This window comes from Pseudomonas serbica, from assembly GCF_028823535.1.
Classification (GTDB): domain Bacteria; phylum Pseudomonadota; class Gammaproteobacteria; order Pseudomonadales; family Pseudomonadaceae; genus Aquipseudomonas; species Aquipseudomonas serbica.
Genome location: NZ_JAQIYM010000052.1, coordinates 1 through 409, shown reverse-complemented (window position 1 = coordinate 409; position 409 = coordinate 1). Strand labels below are relative to the sequence as shown.

Sequence of the window (409 nt, the reverse complement as noted above, 5' to 3'; positions counted from 1 at the left end):
GTCGGCCCCGGTGTGGTCGTTCCACAGCACGTTGCCGCCGATGTAGCCGCCTTCTCCCACGGATGCAATGTCGGCGGTAGCGGTCGGTACGTCATCGACGATGTTGATCACGATGGTGCTGGTGACGCTGTTGCCCAGGCCATCGACGGCCTGGTAGGTGAAGCTTTCGTGCAGGGTGTTGGCGCCGTCGTTGGCCTGTGGCGCGGTACTGGCCGGCGAGGTCAGGGTGTAGGTGTAGCTGCCGTCAGGGTGCAGCAGCAGCTGGCCGTAGGTGCCAACGGCATTGCTGACCAGGCTGTAGGTGATGGCGCCGCTGCCGCCGTGGACCGCACCGACCAGGGTGCCACTGGCGGTTTCGCCGGGACTGCACGGTTGGCTGCCGGTCACGCTGCCGGGGGCCAGGTCCTGG

Annotated in this window: 1 protein-coding gene; it reads right to left on the bottom strand. The window is 67.2% G+C overall.

From position 1 onward, the window contains the following. Positions 1–409, bottom strand: a 409-nt coding sequence (locus tag NQL71_RS29700; protein ID WP_274643794.1) for a cadherin-like domain-containing protein, incomplete at both ends; no start/stop codon positions are given.